Raw genomic sequence first — 16,070 nt, forward strand, 5'->3', positions numbered from 1 at the left:
CATGAGAGCCCGCGCGGGCAGGGGCGGCGGTGCCGCGCGGCCGACCCGCGGGGAGGTCGAGCCTCGTTCGCGGTGAGCGCGCCGCCGGACGGTGGGCCTGTGCGTCAGCCCCCTGCCCCACCCGGGACGGTCACGCTCCCAGAAGGGTGGTGAGGCCGCGTACGGCGCGCCCGAGATTCGGGTCGGTGGTCGCCGGCGGCAGGGCGCGGGCCTCCCCCGGCGTCACCCAGCCGATCCCGGCGAACTCCCGCGTGTCGTATCGGGTGATCTCCTCGGGCCGCGCCTGGACGGCGTACCAGAGGGAGACGTCCGTGTGGCTGCCGGCGCCGCGCGTTCGTGCCACGGAGACGAAGAACGGCGTCCGGCCGGTGGGCTCCAGCGGGGCCGCCTCGACGAACAGCTCCTCCCGGCACTCGCGGGCGACCGTGGCCCACGGGTCGCGGTCGGCCGGCTCGACGTGGCCGCCCGGTGGCAGCCGCAGTCCCGCGCCCCGGTGGTCGGTCAGCAGGAGACGGCCCGTACGCGGGTCGACGACGGTGAAGTACGCGACCAGGTGGACGGCCGGCACGTCCGGCTTGCGGACCCGGTAGAGCGGGGCGCCGCCGGCCGCCCATTCCCGTGCGTACCGGCGGTGCGCGGCCTCGGTGCCGTCGGCGGGCCGGAGCCGGTCGAGCAGGGCCACGAGCCGGGCCCTCGGGTCCGCCGGCTCGTACGGGACGGGCGGCGACTCAGGCGGCATGACGGCTGAGGGTACCGATCGGGTCTTCGAGGAGGGGTTCGAAGGCCAGTTCGGCGGCGCCGACGATCTGGGCGTCGGGGCCGAGCGCCGAGGCGGCCAGGCGCACCTGCTCGCGCGGCGCCACGAGTGACGACTGCGCGGCCGCCTCCGCCACGGTGTCCGCGGTCGCCTGGTACAGCTCACCGAGCGGGCCCGCGAGGATGACGATGTCGGGGTTGAAGGTGTTCACGAGGATGCCGACGCCCACGCCGAGCCAGTTCGCGACGCGGGCGGCGGCCGCCACGCAGTCACGCTCTCCCGCGGCGGCCTTGGCCAGCACGTCGCGGTAGGCGTCCATGCCGCTGCCCGGGCGGCGGCCGGCCTCCCGCAGCAACGCGTCGGCACCGACCTCGGTCTCCAGGCATCCGGTCGAGCCGCACCGGCAGAGCCGGCCGTCGGGATTCACCCGGAGATGACCGATCTCCCCCGCGTACCCGCCCCGGCCGCGGAGGGGGCGTCCGCCGACGAGGATGCCGCCGCCGATGCCGATCTCGCCGGACATCACGACGACGTGCTCGTACCCGGCGGCCGCGCCACGCCAGTGCTCGGCCAGCGCGCCCAGGTCGGCGTCGTTGGCGATCACGGCCGGGAGGTCCAGCCGCTCCCCCAGCCGAGCGCCGAACGGCACGTCGGTCCAGCCGAGGTTCGGCGCGAACCGGAGCAGGCCGTCCTCGTGCCGGACCACGCCCGGCACGGACAGCCCGACCCCCACGCACCGGGCACCGGACGGGGCCGCCCGGCGCAACCGGTCGCACGTGTCGGCGATCGCCTCGACGGTGACGTCCAGATCGCTCCAGTCGCGCTCGGGCTCGACGTCGACGCGGTCGAGCACGTCGCCGCCGAGCCCGACCCTCGCCACGGCCAGGTGCCGTACGCCCAGGTCGACCGCCAGGACGTACACGCCCTCCGGGAAGGGCACCACCTCCAGCGACGGGCGGCCGGCCCGCCCCTGGGCGCTCGCTGAGCGCTGCAGGACGAGCCCGGCCTCCGTCAGTTCGGCGACCAGGTCGCCGATGGTGCTCCGGTTCAACCCCATCTCCGCGGTGAGCAGGGCACGCGACCGGTGACCGTGCCGGTGCACCTCGGTGAGGATCGTGCCGAGATTGTGCCGGCGCACGTCGTCCTGGGTCGACCCGCGGATGCGTCGACGCGTCACGGGATCGCTTCCGGGGATCAGCGGCCGGTCGCGGAGCGGCGACGCCGGGCCAGCGCGTCGATGCTCGCGGCGAGCAGGAGGAAGCCACCGGTGATCAGGTAGTTGAGGTACGCCTTGGCGCCCAGCAGGCCGAGGCCGTTGTCGATGGTCGCGATGACGAGACCGCCGATGAGGGCGTCACGCGCCTTGCCCTTGCCGCCGAACAGGCTGGTGCCGCCGATGACGGCCGCGCCGACCGCGTACAGCAGCGTGTTGCCGGCACCGGCGTCGGGCGTGACCGAGCCGAGGCGCGAGGCGAGGACGATGCCGCTGATGGCGGCGAGCGTGGAGCCGATCATGAACACCGACATCCGGATGCCCGTCACGCTGATGCCCGCGCGGCGCGCCGCCTCGGCGTTGCCGCCGACCGCGTACACGTGCCGACCGTACGTGGTGCGCTGCAGCACGAACGTGCAGATGATGAACAGGACGGCGACCAGCGGCACGCCCCACGGCACGCCGCCCAGGAAGATGGTCGACACGCGCGCCCGGTTCTGGTTCAGCACGGCGGTCGCGCCGATGAGGATGATCGCGATGACGATGATGCGCGCCAGGACGAGGGCCATCGGCTGCCGGGACAGGCCCTTGGCCGCCTGCCGCTGCTGCCGCAGGAGCTGGAAGCCCGCGTACAGGACGACGCACACCACCGCGAGCGTCCAGCCGAGCCAGACCGGCATGTTCTTGTTCGCCAGCGCGATGATCACGTTGTCGTGCACCGGCACCGTGCCGCCTTCGCCGATGAGCTTCAGGGCGATGCCCTGGAGCCCTAGGAAGAAGGCCAGTGTGACGACGAACGACGGGATGCGCACGATGGCGACGAGCGCGCCGATGACCCCGCCGATGATCAGGCCGGTCACCAGAGCGGCGATGACGGCGACGATCCAGTTCACACCGCCGTCGATGAGCAGCTTGCCCATCACCGCCGCGGACGAGCCGCTCGCGACGCCCGCGGACAGGTCGATCTCTCCGAGCAGCAGGACGAAGACCAGGCCCATCGCGAGGATCGCGACCGGCATCGCCTGGGTCAGCAGGTTCGCCAGGTTGAGCTTGGACAGGAACGTCTCGGGACGCAGGCCGTAGAACAGGATGACCAGGACCGCGAGCCCGAAGACGGCGGGCAGCGAGCCCAGGTCGCCGGAGCGCAGGCGCGCCCCGTAGTCGCTGAACGCCGTGGACACCGTCTGGACACGGGTGTCGGCGGAGAACGCGGAGTCGGCCGAGTCCGCGGCGGGCGGGGTGTCCTCGACCGTCTCGGCAGGCTGGGGGGTGTCTGTGGACATGGTGAACCTCAGATGCTTTCGGCGGCGGTCGCGGGCGCGAGTCCGAGGTCACCGGACCGGCCCGTGGTGATGAGTTCCACCACCTGGCTGTGCGTCACGTCGGAGCGGGCGACGTCGGCCGCGACCCGTCCCAGGTAGAGCGTGGTGATGCGGTCCGCGACCTCGAACACGTCGTTCATGTTGTGCGAGATCAGGATCACGCCGTGACCCGTCTCGGCGAGCCGCCGGACCAGGTCGAGCACCTGCCGCGTCTGCGCGACGCCCAGGGCGGCGGTCGGTTCGTCGAGGATGACCACCTTCGACTCCCACAGCACGGCCTTGGCGATCGCCACGGTCTGCCGCTGGCCGCCGGACAGGCTGGCCACCTGCTGGCGGACCGACTTGACGGTGCGCACCGACAGCCGCGCGAGCGTCTCACGAGCGGACTGCTCCATCGACGCCTCGTCGAGGACGAGGCCCTTCTTGCGCTCGCGCCCCAGGAACATGTTCTGGGTGATGTCGAGGTTGTCGGCGAGCGCGAGGTCCTGGTAGACGATCTCGATGCCGAGGGCCGCGGCGTCCTTCGGACTGCCGATGCTCACCGGACGCCCCTCGAACATGACGCTGCCCGAATCGATCGGGTGGATCCCGGCGATGCACTTGATGAGGGTCGACTTACCCGCGCCGTTGTCACCGACCAGCGCGGTCACCTGGCCGGGATGAACGGCGAGGCTGACGTCGTGGAGCACGTGCACGGCTCCGAAGCTCTTGTTGATCCCCACGAGTTCGAGCGTGGGGGTGCCGTTCTCGGACGGCGTTTGGTTCTCGGACAACGTTTTCGTTCCCCCTAGGACGGCGAACGGGGCGCCCGCTCCGGCGGGCGCCCCATGACGGTCACTGGATGCCGGCCGCCTTGCACTTGGCGGCGTAGCCGCCCTTGCACACGTCGGAGGCCTTGACGCCGCCGTCGGTGATGACCTGCTTGATGTTGTCCTTGAAGATGCCGATCGGCTGGAGCAGGATCGAGGGCACCTGCCGCTTGCCGGTCGGGTCGTCGGCCGTGCCGTTGGTCTGCGGCTTCTGGCCCTTGGCCAGCGCGGTGACGACCTTGACGAGGCTGTCGGCCTCCTGACGGTTCGGCTTGTAGACCGTCATGCACTGGGTGCCGTCGAGGATGTTCTGCAGACCCTGCGGCGTGGAGTCCTGGCCCGTGACCGGCACCTTGCCGGCCACGCCGTTCTTCTTCAGGATCGAGATGGCCGCCTGGCCGAGGCCGTCGTTCGCGGCGTACACGCCGTCGATCTTGCCGTTCTGCTGCGTGTACATCTGCTCGAAGATGGTCGCGGCCTTCTGGTTGTCCCAGTCGGGCACGGCCTGCTCGGCGACCTTGGTGTAGTTGGTCACCTTGTCGAGGACCTCGTGCGCGCCGTTCTTGAAGAGAGTGGCGTTGTTGTCGGTCGGGGAACCGTCGAGGTAGACGATGTTCGACTTCTTGTCGCCCAGGCACTTCTGCAGGCCCTGGCCCTGGACGCGGCCGACCTGCGTGCCGTCGAAGGACACGTAGTAGTCCGCGGAGCCGCCGAGCGTCAGCCGGTCGTAGTCGATCGTCTGGACGCCCTGCTGCTTGGCCTTGCTCTCGATCTGGGCGCCGGAGGCGGAGTCGAGGTTGACGATCGCGAGGATGGTCACGCCGTTCGTGATCATCTGGTCGGCGATCGTCTGCATGCGCTGCTTGTCGCCCTCCGCGTTCTGGATGTCGGCGGGGATGCCGGCCTGCTTGAACGCCTGGGTCAGGACAGGAAGGTCGAAGTTCTCCCAGCGGACGGAGGACTTGGTGTCGGGAAGGATGATCCCGACCTTGCCCTTGATCTTGCCGCTGTCGGAGCCTGTGGTCTTGCCTTTGTTGTCATCTCCGCTGCCGCAGGCCGCGAGGCCCGCGGTGGCCATGGCAGCGATCGCCGCGATACACGCCGTGCGCTTCAGTCTCACGTCGACACCTTCTCCGAGCTCCCCAAGGAAACAGTTTGTTTGGCCGCACAACGTATTCCTCGTGAGCTGCCGCGTATAGGGCCCGAAAGGTGGAGACACGGGACGGTTACGACATCGAAATCTGATCGTCACATAACTCTCCGAGACCGATACGTCGCGGTTCGCGATGACGGGTCAAGGGTGCCCAGGACAGGCCACGGTTGGCGACGTTTCCGCAGGCCGTATGCGATGACAACGTAGGACAGAAAGGGACTCTGGACGGCCGGCGGCGAGAGGTGGTGCGGTCCGGCGACGAGGATCGCCCGGCGGTGACGATGCGTGACCGAAACGGCGGATTACCGCTTCGGGTGAGCGCCCCCGGACCGTGGGCCCGGGGGCGCCGCTCCCGCGTCAGGGCTGGACGGGCATCGTCCAGCAGTTGGAGGTGGCCGCCTTGCCGGACAGGCGGTCGGTGAGCCAGGACACCGCGTCGCCCTGGTCGGTGATCAGCGGGGTGAGGTGGTTGGTGAGGATCTTGTCCCCCAGGTTCGGCAGGACGAGGGGCTGGTAGGTGACGTTGCCGCCCTTCTGGCACCAGTCCACCGCCAGTTGCCGGGCCTGGGCGTGCGGGACGATGTCGTCCTGGGTGCCGGTGGCCAGCCGTACGGGACCGGCGGGCTTGAGCGTGCCGATGCGCTGCGCGTCGAGTTCGGCCTGCGCCGACGGGTTGGCCGCGATGACGGCGGCGATGGACTGGCCGCTGGTGGTCCACTTGGTGCTCGTGGCGAACCCGTAGGTGAGGATCGCCTCTCCGATGCACATGGTCGACAGGTCCTGCAGCGCGGCCTTGCCGGCGGCGTTGGTGTTGGCGTCGAGGATGGTCTTCAGGGCGGGGTCGGACTGGGTGAAGCCGTTGATCGCCCAGCCGAGCGCACCGGCGAGCGCGCTGCCGTCGATGCCCTTCATGGTCGAGGTCAGGTCGGCGGGCGGGGCGCCGGCGTAGGTGCCGGCCAGGTTCACGTCCGGCGCGTACGAGGGCTGCAGCTCGGCGGCCGCGGCGCTGGCGCCGCCGCCCTGGCTGTAGCCGTACAGGCCGACGCGCGAGGCGCCGGTGATCGACGCTCCCGGTACGGCGTGCGCCGCGCGGGCCGCGTCCAGCAGCGCGTGCCCCTGGTCGAGGCGGTCGACGTAGGTGTGCAGCCGGTCGGTCGCGCCGAGGCCGACGTAGTCGGTGACGACGACCGCCGCACCGGTGGAGAGCAGCCGGTAGATGGCGAGGTCGTCGTAGCCGACCGACAGCGTCTGGCCGGTCAGGTTCAGCGGGTACTGCAGCGCCATCGAGGCCGCGCACTGGTCGCCCTGGCCCATCGTGCCCGAGGCGAAGGCCACCAGCGGCCGGGAGCCTCCGCCGTGCCAGGCGGCCGAGGGCTCGATGTACGCGCCGGTCACCGCGACCGGCCGCCCGTTCGCGTCGGTGGACCTGTACATCAGCCGGGTCGCCGTGCCCGGCAGCGGACGGCCGTCCAGGCCCGGCAGGCTCAGGCCGAGCGGCAGGGGCTCGGTGCGGACCAGCGCGCCGTTGGCGGACGGCAGCGTGGCGGGCGGGTCGTAGAAGGCCGGGATGGTCACCCCGCGGGACACCTCGCCGGGCGACACGACGGAGGCGGACGAGGGTGCGGCGGTCAGGCCGACGCATGCCGCGACGGCCGCGATGACGGCCAGGACTCTTCCGCCGCCCGGCCTTCGCCGGACGCCGGCGAAGGCCGCCGGAGAGGTCGGATCGATGGGGGCACGGAGACGGGGGGCGATGCGACGCACAGGGCTCTCCTCGCTCTGCTACGGGGAAGTGGCCGCAAATTAACAGCGCCTGCCGTCGCGAGTAACTCACCAGTAGGTTACGCGTGGGTAACTTCGGCCGAGTCACTAATCTGTTGCCGATTTTTACCTGTTGATCCATCAATCTCGGATAATGGCGGAGCTGCCTCAGTCCTTGGCGGGGCGGAATGTCGTGGCGAAGGCCTCGAAGATGGACTTGCTCGCCTTCCAGCGGCTGTCCGGCACCTGCCAGTACAAGGCGTAGGCGTGCTTGCCGTTGGCCAGGATGTTCCGGTTGAGCACGTGCGTACGGCCGCTCGAGCCCCGGTAGGTGAACTCCCAGTCGGCGGCCTTGCGGGACTGCGGATAGTCGATCGATTCCAGGCGCACCCGGTGGTAGTCCGAAAAACCGCCGCGCCGGGCGGCCTCCTGTTCCTTCCAGTCGGCCAGCGGGTTGGACTTGGGATGGTCCGACTGGTCGACGATGAGGATCCGCGAGCTGTGCGGGTCCTCCACGTACAGGTAGTGGCCGTGGTGCTTGGCCGTCCAGCCGTCCGGTACGGCGATCGAGAAGCCCGTGTCGTCGTGATGCCAGTGATAGCCGTCCGGGAGGACGACGGCGGTGGGCGACGTCGTCGGGGAGGCGGTCGCCGCGGGCGATGACGCCGACGGCGACCCCGTGGAGGACGGGCTCGCCGACGCGTGGCTCGGCGTCGTGCCCGCGTGTCTCGCGGACCGGCGGTCGTGGGCGTTCCCGCCGCCGAACACGGCGACGGCGGCCCAGGCCAGCAGGGCCACGGCGACCACTCCGGCGGCGGCCATCAGGCCGGCCCGCGCGCGCCGGGACGGGTGGTGGCCGGTGGCCGGGACGGTGCCGACCGTCGCCGCGTCCAGCCCGGCCGTTCCGGTCGTCGCCGCGTCGGCGGTCGCCGGTTCCGGCGATCGGTCCGGTGTCGCCCCTGTGGCCTCGGTGGTCCCCGTGTCCTCGCTCGCCACCGGCGCGGCGAGGTCCCGCGGCTCGTCCGGGGGCTCGACGCGGTCGGACGGCGAGGGCGCCACCGGGTACCCGTCGGGTACCGGGCGCGGGACGGCCTCGCTCGGAAGGGAGTCCTGCGATGCGGAGTCCTCCGAGGGGGACGGTCCCTCTGACGAGGGTGGCCCGACGGGCGTGATGCCGCCGGACCGCCGGCCGCGGGCCGGCCGGCGGCCGCGCTTGGCCGGCTTCGCCCGCTCCTCGCCTTGGACGGGCTCCACGCCCTCCCGTACGGGCTGCTCGGCGGCGGCGCCATCGGCGATCTCGCGCAGGCGTTCGGCGACGGTGTCGACGGACGGGCGGGCCGACGGGTCACGCTGGAGCAGGGCGCGGATCAGCGGCCACAGCGGGCCCGCGCGTTCGGGTTCGTCCGGGTCGTCCATGACGAGCGCGGCGAGGGTGGCAACCGAGCTGTCGCGGTCGAACGGCGGGCGGCCCTCCACGGCCGTGTACAGCGTGGCGCCGAGGGACCACAGGTCCGACTCCGGTCCCGCCTTGTGCCCGCGCGCCCGTTCGGGCGCCATGTACGACGGCGAGCCGATGAGCACGCCCGACGAGGTCACGGTCGAGCCGCCCTTGGCGGTGGCGATCCCGAAGTCGCCGAGCACGACCCGTCCGTCCTCGGCGAGCAGGACGTTGCTCGGCTTCACGTCGCGGTGCAGGACGCCCGCCGCGTGCGCCGCCCGCAGGCCGCCGAGGAGTTGCAGGCCGATCGCGGCCGCGCGCTCCGGGGTGAAGGGACCGTCGGCGCGCACGGTCTCGGCGAGCGACCGCGACGGGACGTACTCCATCACGATCCACGGCCGGTCCTCGTCCTCGACGATGTCGTACAGGCCGACGACGTTGGGGTGGTTGAGCCGCGCGTTGGTCCGCGCCTCGCGGAGCGTACGGCGGCGCAGCGTCTGCTGTTCGTCCTCGGGCAGGCCGGGCGGGAAGACGACCTCCTTCACCGCGACCCTGCGGTCGAGCACCTCGTCGGAGGCGAGCCAGACCACGCCCATGCCGCCACGCCCGATGACGCTGCCGAGCCGATACCGGTTCTTGAGTAGACGGGGGGTGTCCACGACGTACCGATTTACCCTTGCTACCGAGAGCTAACGTGCGGACGGCCAAGACGTGCGCGTACGACGAGGTCGTGCAGCGCCGGTTCGGCGGTGGCCTGTTCGGGCAGCGGCGAGCGGTCCCGCTCCTCCTCCAGCCGCGCCGTCATCGCGTTGACGTCGGCGGCGAGGCGTTCGCGGCCCGGCGCGTCCGGGGGCAGCGTGCCGTGCTCGGCCTCACGTTTGGCCGCGACGAGCTCCGGCACGTACGCCGGCGCGTGGCCGAGGGCGGTCAGGTCGGCGACGACCTCACCCGTCCGCATGAGGTGGATGCCGGTGGACAGCACGCGGAACGTGTAGAGCAGCGGCTTGAGCTCTCCGGTGCGTTCGAAGAACCCCCACTGCGTGCGCGCGAAGCCGAGGTAGTGGTGCGCGTGGTGACGTGTCAGGCAGTCCGGCGCGAGCGCGACCAGTTCCTCGTGCAGCGGTGAGGAGGCGACGACGAGCGGCGAGAGGAGCTGTTCCAGCACGTAGCCGTTGCGGCGCAGCAGCAGGCGGGCGAACTTGGCCAGGTCGTGCGTGACGAGGTCGACCTCCACGCCGTCGCGCGTCCAGGTGCGGTCGATGGTCTCGGCTCCGGTCCGCAGGCCGACGACGTCCTCGATCGGCATCAGGTGGACGCCGCGCAGGTCGACGTCGGAGTCGACGGACGGGAACCCGTACAGGTGTGCGCCGCTGACCGTCGCGAACACCACGTCGCCGGTCACCTCGCCGAGCCAGGACGGCAGCGTACGGGTCATCGCGCGCCCCTCCGCCGTACCGAGACCAGGAAGTCCTCCACCCGCGCCCGGTCCGGCTCGGCGGGCAGCGCGCTGCGCTCCACGGCCGCGTCCAGCTCGCGGGTCAGCGACTCCCGCCAGGCCTCGATCTCCGCCCACGGCACCTCGCCCCGGCGTACCGCGAGCAGCCGCTCCCGGTGCTCCGGCACACCGACGAGCGGCTCCCCGTGCGCCAGGAGGTGCCGTCCGCTGATCATCAGGCGCAGCATGTGCATCACGTGCTTCCAGCGCGGCTCGCCACGGGTGCGCAGATCGCCGGCCAGCTTCCGGAACTGGCTGTCGGCGTACCGCAGGAACGTCCGGTGCGCGCGCCGGGACAGGAAGGCCCAGCGCAGGGCGAGCAGTTCCTCTCCCCGCTCGGTGACCTTCTCGACGAGGGGCGACCAGAGGCACTCCAGCGCGGTCGGGTTGGCCTCCAGCGCGAGCCCGAGAAAGCGTTCCAGCTCCCAGGAGAAGCGCTCGGCGTCCGGCCCGTCCACATGCGTCGGCGGCTTGACGAACCCCCAGAACAGCGGTGTCGGCGCGACGAACACCCCGCGCCGGTCGACGTCGCTGGCCTCCGTGGCGAGACCGTACGCGCGGGAGCCGACCACGACGGACAGCACCGTGTGGTCGCGCACCAACGAGAGATCATCCACGAGGGGAAAGCCTGTCGGAGATCGCCGGTGTGGCCAACGTTATTTGCTCAAAAATCCTGACTTTCCGCGATGGGCCCGCGCGGGCGATCGCCGGACCGGCACCGCGACCCGGTGGCGCCACTCGCGGCGGGTAAGCGCCGGGACGAAGAGGCCGAGCCCCGCCGTGTGCGGCCCCGGCACGCGGCGCATACCGCCGGTAGCCAGTCAGAACGCGCGGAAATACGACTGTCAACGCACGATACGACGTTCCAGCTTCCTATTCTTCGAGATGCGGCATGCGCCTTGGAAAGCCATTCGCCCTCCCGGCCGGGTCGGCCCACGGACGGCGTCCGCGGCCTCATGGGCCGGAGCGGCTAACCTGGGCACGGGGTGATGATGTGGGAAGTCAGATCGGTGTCACCGGCCTCGCCGTCATGGGGCAGAACCTCGCGCGCAACATCGCGCGCCACGGATTCCCGGTGGCCGTGCACAACCGCAGTGAGAGCCGGACGAAGCATCTGATCGAGCGCTATGGGGACGAGGGCGACTTCACGCCGGCGACCTCGCTGGAGGACTTCGTCGCCTCGCTCGACCGGCCGCGCCGGATCGTGATCATGGTGAAGGCGGGCGGGCCCGTCGACGCGGTGATAGACGAGCTGGTGCCGCTGCTCGACAAGGGCGACATCCTGATCGACGGCGGCAACTCCCACTTCGAGGACACGCGGCGGCGGGAGAAGGCACTGGCCGAGCGCGGCCTGCACTTCCTCGGCACCGGCGTCTCCGGCGGTGAGGAGGGCGCGCTGAACGGCCCGAGCATCATGCCCGGCGGCCCCGACGACGCGTACGCCCCGGTCGCGGAGATCCTCACCACGATCGCGGCGCAGGTGGACGGCACGCCGTGCGCCGCGCACATCGGCCCCGACGGCGCGGGCCACTACGTCAAGATGGCGCACAACGGCATCGAGTACGCCGACATGCAGCTCATCGCCGAGGCGTACGACCTGCTCACGAGCGCCGCCGGCCTGTCCGCGCCGGAGATCGGGCAGATCTTCCGGCAGTGGAACGAGGGGGACCTGGAGTCGTTCCTCATCGAGACGACCGCGACGGTGCTCGGCCACACCGACGCCGCGACGGGCCGTCCGCTCGTCGACGTGATCCTCGACGAGGCCGAGCAGAAGGGCACCGGCCGCTGGACCGCGCAGTCGGCGCTGGAGCTCGGCGTACCGGTCACCGCGATCACCGAGGCCGTGTACGCCCGCGCGCTGTCGGCCCGCAAGGACCAGCGCACGCGCGCCGCCGCGATCCTGCCCGGCCCGTCCGGCGGTTCGGCCCCGGACGGCTTCGTGGACGCCGTACGCGACGCGCTGTACGCCTCCAAGGTGGTCGCGTACGCGCAGGGCTTCGAGCAGATGCGCGCGGCCTCCGACGAGTACGACTGGAACGTCGACCCGGGCACGCTCGCCACCATCTGGCGCGGCGGCTGCATCATCCGGGCGCGCTTCCTCGACCGCATCAAGGAGGCGTACGAACGCAGCCCGGAGCTGCCGAACCTCCTGCTGGACGACTACTTCCGCGACGCGGTCGCGAACGCCCAGGACGCGTGGCGCAAGGTCGTGCACACCGCGGTCGACCTCGGCGTCCCGACACCGGCGTTCTCGGCGTCGCTGGCCTACTACGACGGCTTCCGCCGCGAACGCGGACCGGCGTCACTGATCCAGGGCCTGCGCGACTTCTTCGGCGCCCACACGTACCGCCGCGTGGACCGCGAGGGCGTCTTCCACACACTGTGGTCGGAAGACCGCCGCGAGGTCTCCGCCGACTGACCCGGCACCCCCGGCCGCCCGCCCGCCCGGCGCCCGGCCAGGGGTCACGCCGGTCGTCCGGTGTAGGCGTCCACCGCGACAAGGTCGGCATAACCGTTGCCGAGCTGCACTTCCCGCCCGAGGATCACCAGTCTCGGCTGACCGGACAGGGCAGGAAAGATCCGCGAGCTCAGGCCCGCGGGTACAGCGAGACTCAGTCGCGGTCGGCGGGATCAGTCGTTGGCGGACGCCCCTGGTCCAGTCGCGGCGTACCGGGCCGCGATGGTGCGGACGGCCTCGTCGACCACCTGAGCGACGCGTTCGGTGCTCACCTCCCAGCCCGGCACTAGGAGTGTCGGCCAGAAGACGTAGTTGGAAATCATGCCCAGGAACTGCGTGGCTGCGAGGTCCACGTCCTCAATCCGCACCGTTCCCGCCTCGTGCTCGGCTAGAAGGTAGCTGCGTACGGACTCGAAGTAGGGCATCTTCCCGTGCGAGAACTGCGCATGGGCCAGTTCGGGGAATCGCGGCAGCTCGGCGATGACGATTCGGAACAGGCTGGTCATCTGGGGGCGTCTCAACAGCTCGGCGTAGCGGCGACCGAAGGTGCTGAGCCCGTCGATGACGTTGCCTGCCGGCGGAGGCTTCTCTTCGTCAGCGGTCGACCAGGACTCGGTGACGATGGCGTCGAACAGGGCAGCCTTGGTCGGAAACTGCTTGAACAAGGTGGCACGCGAAACGCCCGAGCGCTCTGCGATCCGCGCCAGCGACGTCCGGTCGTAGCCCAACTCGAGAAACAGTGCGGTCGCGGCCGTCACGATCAGCGCGCGCTTCTCCTGGGCGACGCGCTGGTGATACGTCGTCACGACCTTGCTCATGGACCGAGCATACGAGGTGAGTGGCTTGACTCGCCATTCCCCCCGGCCTACCGTCAGGGCAGTGGTGAGTCACTCGGCTCACCATCGGCCGCCGTTCATCACTGATGATCCCGGTCAGTCACCCACGTACCGAAGGAACATCCGATGCCCCGCTTCGACGACCAGACCGTGCTCGTGACCGGCGGGACCGGCGGCCAGGGCTCGAGCCATGTACGCGCCTTTCACGCGGAGGGAGCGAACGTGGTGATCGGCGACATCGACGCGGAACGCGGCGCCGCTCTCGCCGACGAACTCGGGACCCGCGCTCGCTTCGCCCGCCTCGACGTCACCGACGAGAACTCGTGGTCCGCCGCCGTGCTAGCCGCCGAGAGCGCCTTCGGTGCCCTGAACGTGCTCGTCAACAACGCGGGCGTGCAGAATCCGCCTGCGACAATCGAGAACACGGACCAGGCCACGTGGTCGCGCATCCTCGACATCAACCTCACAGGGACCTTCCTCGGCATCAAGGTCGCAGCCCCCGCTCTGCGCCGCGCAGCAGGGGGAGCCATCGTCAACGTCGCCTCGACCATGGGCCTGGGCGGCACGGCTCACTACGCGCCGTACGTCGCCAGCAAGTGGGCCGTGCGAGGCCTCACCCGAACGGCAGCACTCGAACTCGGCCGCGACCACATCCGGGTGAACACCATCCACCCCGGCGTGATCGCGACCCCCTTCATCCAAGAACCAGCAGCCGGCGCAGTCACGGCGATCGCCGACTTCTACTCACCCGAGCCGTTCGCCATCCCTCGGCTCGGGGAGCCGACCGACGTCAGCCGCCTTCTCCTGTTCCTCACGTCATCAGACGCGTCGTTCATCACGGGGTCGGAGTACGTCATCGACGGTGGACTCCTCCTCGGCCCCGCCCTTCAGGCCGCGACCGCATGAGCACTCCCGACACGACCGGGTCGAACGACTCCGCACGGGACGCGTCTTTGTCGCACCTGCCCGATCACATCCGGCAAGCCATTGAGATCACCCCCGCCGCGGGCACCAGAGAACGGATCATCGACATCACGACGCTGGGGCGCCGCACCGGCCGGCCACGCCGCATCGAGATCTTCTTCTACCGAGCTGCGGGCACCACCTATCTCTGTAGCGGCGCCGGCGGTGCCGCGACCGACTGGCATGCGAACCTTCTCGCCAATCCCAACTTCACCTTCCACCTCAAGAACGGGACCCATGCAGATCTGCCCGCACTGGCCACGCCTGTCACCGACCCAGTCGAACGTCAGGCCGTGCTGACGGAGATCGTCGCGGATCTCAATCAGCCCCACGATCCCGGCACCATCCGGCCGACACGGCTCGAAGACTGGGCCGACAGCCGGCTGATGCGCATCAGCTTCCGCCCTCGGCCGTGATCGCGGGGACCCGGTAACTCCTTCGCCGCGGCCGCGCTGAGCCCCCTCAGTCATGACACGCGGGCGGTCAGAACAAGGGGCGGCCGCTGTTCTTCGCGGTGGCGTACGCCTGCCAGTCGCTCGTCACCTGGTCGGCGTAGCTCTTGGCGAACGTGAGGGTCTCCGCCTGCAGGCCCGGTACCGAGGTGATCGCCTTGTCGATCGCCGCGTCGGCGGAGTAGGTCACTCCGGTGCCCGGGATGTCCTGGTCCGCCCGTGAGTGGGCGGCGGCCAGGAGCCGGGCGATGTCGCGGACCGAGTCGTCCCAGATCGTCGAGCTCGTCAGGTCGTCGATCGACAGGTCCTCCGCGAACGGCGACTTCTCCTTCACCAGCACCGGGACGTTCCCGGCGTTCGCCCAGCCGGCCAGCGGGTCGGACTCGTCGGCCTCCCACCGCAGTGCCAGGGCCGGGCGCTGTCCGCCGGTCAGGGACGTCGTGGCCGGGGCGAGCGTCTTCGGCGCGGGGTCGACCTCCTGCTTCAGCTCCAGGATCCGGTCGTCCGACGGACTGGACGTGTCGCCTTCGACCAGCACGTACCAGCGGAACCGGCCCAGGCTGCCCGTGCCCGCGCCGAGGCGGCGCCGGACGTCCTTGACCTTGGCCTCGCTCGCCGACAGAGGCTCGGCCGCCGTCGTGCGGTACGCCGCGACCGCGGCGACGAGGTCGGCGCGGGTCGAGGCGGGCACGGTCTGCAGCTCCGGGTCGGCCCTGAAGGCGCCGTTCAGCGTCGTCCACTTCGCCAGCAGGTCCGCGCGCTTGTCGGCCGCCGCCTTGTCGATCAGCGACTGCGTCAGGTGCGCGGTGTTGCCGGAGGTGAGCCGCCAGTCCGCCTCGTCGTCGGTGCCGTGGAACCTGCCGATCCACTGGGCGTACTCCGACACCAGGGTGTCGACGTCAGTGTCGATCTGGCTCTCGCTACGGCCGTCCGCCCGCCCGGCCAGGACGAGCGCGACGGCTTCGCGGCGCAGGTCCCAGGTCCACGAGCCGCGCCAGGCGTCATCGGTGTCGTTGACGGCGTACTGCTCGACGTTGTCGGCCCCGCGGTCGGCACCGGTGTTCTCCGGGTGCGCGTCGCCGGTGATCCAGACGTCGCCGCCGCCGGTGGCGTACGCGGAGGGCGGCAGTTCGCCGAGGTCGTGGTAGAAGAGCGGCGAGGTCCCGCGGAAGAAGGCCCAGGCGCTCGACGCCAGCAGGTCCGTCCGTGTCCGCAGGTCGTCGTCGGTCGCTCCGGCGTTCAGGTCGTGCAACGCGTGGTCGGACGCGTAGACGAGGACGACCGGATCGCGGGTCAGCGGCGGCTGGGCCCGGGCCGCGGTGACGAGCGCGCCCACTCCGGCGAGCGCCGCGGTCACCGCGGCGGCGTACCTGACGGTCGGCTTCATACCACCAGACGTACACGCGGCAGGTG

General features: G+C 71.0%; 14 protein-coding genes. 3 read left to right on the top strand and 11 right to left on the bottom strand.

The genetic code is table 11. The features are described from left to right. Positions 1-130: 130 nt before the first annotated feature. The 9 genes from ACQEV1_RS38050 to ACQEV1_RS38090 form a co-directional block, all read right to left on the bottom strand. Complete coding sequence (locus tag ACQEV1_RS38050) at positions 131-739, bottom strand: NUDIX domain-containing protein (protein ID WP_433400990.1); 609 nt, start codon at positions 737-739, stop codon at positions 131-133. Next, the gene (locus tag ACQEV1_RS38055; protein ID WP_285581769.1) at positions 729-1,934 is read right to left on the bottom strand and encodes an ROK family transcriptional regulator; all 1,206 of its coding nucleotides are present in this window, start codon (positions 1,932-1,934) and stop codon (positions 729-731) included. Before ACQEV1_RS38055 ends, ACQEV1_RS38050 begins: the two co-directional genes overlap by 11 nt. Before the next feature lie 17 nt (positions 1,935-1,951). Then, complete coding sequence (locus ACQEV1_RS38060; protein WP_285628777.1) at positions 1,952-3,253, bottom strand: sugar ABC transporter permease; 1,302 nt, start codon at positions 3,251-3,253, stop codon at positions 1,952-1,954. Positions 3,254-3,261: 8 nt separating this feature from the next. After that, entirely contained in the window at positions 3,262-4,065 is an 804-nt protein-coding gene (locus ACQEV1_RS38065) for an ATP-binding cassette domain-containing protein (RefSeq protein ID WP_285628774.1), read from the bottom strand. A gap of 61 nt (positions 4,066-4,126) precedes the next feature. Further along, entirely contained in the window at positions 4,127-5,221 is a 1,095-nt protein-coding gene (locus ACQEV1_RS38070) for a sugar ABC transporter substrate-binding protein (RefSeq protein ID WP_285628771.1), read from the bottom strand. A 390-nt stretch (positions 5,222-5,611) separates the two neighbouring features. Further along, a complete protein-coding gene (locus ACQEV1_RS38075; protein ID WP_433400996.1) occupies positions 5,612-7,018 on the bottom strand; it encodes a lipase family protein in 1,407 nt (468 codons plus the stop codon). Positions 7,019-7,183: 165 nt separating this feature from the next. After that, the gene (locus ACQEV1_RS38080; RefSeq protein ID WP_433400999.1) at positions 7,184-9,112 is read right to left on the bottom strand and encodes a serine/threonine-protein kinase; all 1,929 of its coding nucleotides are present in this window, start codon (positions 9,110-9,112) and stop codon (positions 7,184-7,186) included. A gap of 20 nt (positions 9,113-9,132) precedes the next feature. Further along, on the bottom strand, positions 9,133-9,888 hold the full coding sequence (locus tag ACQEV1_RS38085; RefSeq protein ID WP_433401002.1) for a nucleotidyltransferase domain-containing protein: 756 nt from the start codon (positions 9,886-9,888) through the stop codon (positions 9,133-9,135). Continuing rightward, positions 9,885-10,565: a nucleotidyltransferase domain-containing protein gene (locus ACQEV1_RS38090; protein WP_433401005.1), complete on the bottom strand. Its 681-nt coding sequence runs from the start codon at positions 10,563-10,565 to the stop codon at positions 9,885-9,887. Before ACQEV1_RS38090 ends, ACQEV1_RS38085 begins: the two co-directional genes overlap by 4 nt. Positions 10,566-10,942: 377 nt before the next feature. Between ACQEV1_RS38090 and gndA the strand changes: the two genes are divergently transcribed. Continuing rightward, the gene (gene gndA, locus ACQEV1_RS38095) at positions 10,943-12,367 is read left to right on the top strand and encodes an NADP-dependent phosphogluconate dehydrogenase (protein WP_285628761.1); all 1,425 of its coding nucleotides are present in this window, start codon (positions 10,943-10,945) and stop codon (positions 12,365-12,367) included. 212 nt (positions 12,368-12,579) lie between these two features. On the opposite strand, the gene ACQEV1_RS38100 is transcribed toward gndA, so the two are convergent. Then, complete coding sequence (locus ACQEV1_RS38100) at positions 12,580-13,224, bottom strand: TetR/AcrR family transcriptional regulator (protein WP_285628758.1); 645 nt, start codon at positions 13,222-13,224, stop codon at positions 12,580-12,582. 144 nt (positions 13,225-13,368) lie between these two features. Between ACQEV1_RS38100 and ACQEV1_RS38105 the strand changes: the two genes are divergently transcribed. Next, a complete protein-coding gene (locus ACQEV1_RS38105) occupies positions 13,369-14,148 on the top strand; it encodes a glucose 1-dehydrogenase (RefSeq protein WP_433401009.1) in 780 nt (259 codons plus the stop codon). Beyond that, on the top strand, positions 14,145-14,621 hold the full coding sequence (locus ACQEV1_RS38110) for a nitroreductase/quinone reductase family protein (protein ID WP_433401012.1): 477 nt from the start codon (positions 14,145-14,147) through the stop codon (positions 14,619-14,621). The genes ACQEV1_RS38105 and ACQEV1_RS38110 overlap by 4 nt, the downstream gene beginning before the upstream one ends. Before the next feature lie 67 nt (positions 14,622-14,688). Here ACQEV1_RS38110 and ACQEV1_RS38115 read toward each other — a convergent pair whose 3' ends face one another. After that, a complete protein-coding gene (locus ACQEV1_RS38115) occupies positions 14,689-16,044 on the bottom strand; it encodes a DUF2252 domain-containing protein (RefSeq protein ID WP_433401015.1) in 1,356 nt (451 codons plus the stop codon). Between the last annotated feature and the right edge of the window lie 26 nt (positions 16,045-16,070).

The organism is Actinoallomurus sp. CA-142502, assembly GCF_050936355.1.
In the GTDB taxonomy this organism is placed as follows: domain Bacteria; phylum Actinomycetota; class Actinomycetes; order Streptosporangiales; family Streptosporangiaceae; genus Actinoallomurus; species Actinoallomurus iriomotensis.